The 2,004-nt window shown below is 41.3% G+C and carries 3 protein-coding genes; 1 reads left to right on the top strand and 2 read right to left on the bottom strand.

The annotated features are described in order from the left end of the window. Positions 1 to 97 precede the first annotated feature (97 nt). A complete protein-coding gene (locus Q0236_RS01195; protein ID WP_297914054.1) occupies positions 98 to 310 on the bottom strand; it encodes a hypothetical protein in 213 nt (70 codons plus the stop codon). Between the two features lie 197 nt (positions 311 to 507). Between Q0236_RS01195 and Q0236_RS01190 the strand changes: the two genes are divergently transcribed. Continuing rightward, positions 508 to 1,095: a hypothetical protein gene (locus Q0236_RS01190; protein WP_297914052.1), complete on the top strand. Its 588-nt coding sequence runs from the start codon at positions 508 to 510 to the stop codon at positions 1,093 to 1,095. Between the two features lie 354 nt (positions 1,096 to 1,449). Here Q0236_RS01190 and Q0236_RS01185 read toward each other — a convergent pair. Continuing rightward, positions 1,450 to 2,004 (bottom strand): helix-turn-helix domain-containing protein (locus Q0236_RS01185; protein ID WP_297914049.1); only part of this gene is annotated, 555 nt, incomplete at its 5' end.

Raw genomic sequence — 2,004 nt, 5'->3', positions numbered from 1 at the left:
AGCCCACTCAGCTTGGCGAGCACGATACTGAAATGAAGCCGCCTAGGCGCACGACTAAGTCCGCGCGCAAAGAATAAGGCGCGCAACGGCGGCGGGATTAAAATTTATCCACGATAAAGGCGTAAAATTTAAAGAGCTCTGCGATCGCAGAAAGCGGGCAGGCGCGGAATTTAAAGCGCAGTGCCGGCATTGGATACGGGCGCACAGCGCAGATATAGGAATTTAAAGCGCGCAGCACGGGCGCCGTATGAAAGTGCACGGTGTAGGCGTCGATGTAAGCGCGATGCGGGCGCAAATTTAAGATATGCAATGAGCGCGGAATTTAATGCTCTGAAATTTTGCGCGATTAAAACTGTGCAATGCGCGCAGCAGCGGAATTAAAAGGCAAAAAGGCGAAATTCTATCTGCAATTTGCTCGCGGTAGAATTTACCGCGCTAAATTTCACGCGATAGCGGAGCTTTGAAGTATAATTTTGAGCGGATTTTAGACTAAATTTAAGAAGAGAGATGAAAGCGTTAGTATTTGCTTTGCGCAAGGTTTTTAAATTTATATTTCTGTTTTGGGTGGTCATAAGCTCGCTTTTCGGCACGTATATGATCGCCGATAAATTTTTCGGTCGCGCCGTCGTATCATGGGCGCTAATCCGCGATTTTAGCGGCGCTTCGCTGGATCTGGAGGATTTTAGCATCAGCGCCCGCTTAAGAGCTACCACTATCGGCAGACGATTATGGCGCGACGAGCGCGAGCCTGAGCCCGACTTCTCGGACGATAACTCCACCGGCGCCCCGTATGAACTAAGTATAAATTTTGACCATGTGAGTGCGCCCGGGATCGTGCTAAAAAATATCAAGCTCGAGCAGGTGCGAAGCGGGCGCGTCGTGTTTGAAAAAGACGAGCTAGAGGTGCCGATAGAGATGGGCTACAGCGGCTACAAAAGCGGCAGATTAGAGGTACCGGGTCTCGATTCCGCGCATGTTAAACATAAGCTAAGCGCCGAAATATGCGTGTCTGGGGGTGCTTGCACAAGCTTTGTACATTATTTCTTGCCGTACAGACATGTAGAGGGCACGGCGGCTCTGCGAGGTGTTTTTTAGCCGCGAGACTTAATACAAATGTGCTTTAAGACGGTATCGCAAATGAAAACTATAGATAAATATATCAACCGCACTCGTAGTTTTTTAATGAGATTTTTAAGAAATGACGTTGCAATACTCTATAAGCTAAAATAAAGAGCAGACGAAGGCTACTCCGATAAGCCATAAACCTAAGCGTCTTGAGACCGTCTTCAATACTCTCGGTATATCTCTGCAAATCCCCGGTCATATACCCTACTCTTCTATTGAAATTTAATTAAAAATGCAGTTGCGCCTCAAAAGTTATAGAAACAAAGGTGGTTTTCGGACCAGAAAGAGATTGATAGCATGATTTTGATAAAATCAAAGTAAAAGTCAATAGGAATAGAGAATATAGCCTTTTGAATGTATATTTTTTATATCAAGATTTAAATTTCTTTTTAATACGCCTACTAAATTTTGCATAGCTATTTTTGAACTCATTTTGTCGTGATAAACGACCTCTTCTATCATTGAAAAAGTGGTTATATTATTTACGTTTTGGGCTAGGAGCAAGATCAGCTTATGCTGTAAATTTGTTAGGAAAATTTGTTCGTTATTTTTATAAATTTGCTCTTTTTCGAGATTTATCTTAATTTCTTTGTTTAGCATTAAAAAGCTTGCTTCTTGGCTAGGAGATAGCATGGCGATACTATCTAGTAAAACGCTTGTTTTAATAGGCTTAAATAATATAGCAGAACTTCCGCCGTGAAAATTTTTTAAAATTTTAGAATAGACTTTTTTGTTTTTTGCTAAAAATATAAATTTTTGATTCGGCGAGATGGATGAAATATTAAAGAAATTAATTTCTTCTTTATTCTCAAATAAAGGGTCCAGGTCGATAATTACGTCATCTAAATTTGTATTGCAGTTAAGATAGAAATTCAAAAA

The organism is uncultured Campylobacter sp. (assembly GCF_938031315.1).
Lineage (GTDB): Bacteria > Campylobacterota > Campylobacteria > Campylobacterales > Campylobacteraceae > Campylobacter_B.
Note: the sequence above shows the minus strand (reverse complement) of the source record. Positions and strands in the feature narration are given on the sequence as shown.